The 253-nt window shown below is 23.3% G+C and carries 1 protein-coding gene; it reads left to right on the forward strand.

What is annotated here, in order from left to right:
* Positions 1-69 precede the first annotated feature (69 nt).
* On the forward strand, positions 70-253 hold a 184-nt coding region (locus tag CWB62_RS18790; RefSeq protein ID WP_212747505.1), incomplete at its 3' end, for a hypothetical protein.

Below are 253 nucleotides of genomic sequence, written 5' to 3' on the forward strand. Positions count from 1 at the left end.
GCGTGAGGAAAGAGGCTCAATTTTGCAATAACAGTTTTTAAAGATTTTTAAATTTTTAGTATGAATAATATGTCAAGTAAATGTTTTTTAATTTTATTTATTATTGCTTGTATTATCAGTATAAGAGGTTATTCAAGAGAGGTTGCTTTTATTATAAAAACTGACACCTCTATTATTAAAATAGATCAAGAAAAGGATAACTTTAATAATCTTTTTGATAGTTTAATAAAAATTATCGAATGTGATGACACAA

Origin of the sequence: Pseudoalteromonas sp. S408 (assembly GCF_005886645.1) — a bacterium.
Lineage (GTDB): Bacteria > Pseudomonadota > Gammaproteobacteria > Enterobacterales > Alteromonadaceae > Pseudoalteromonas.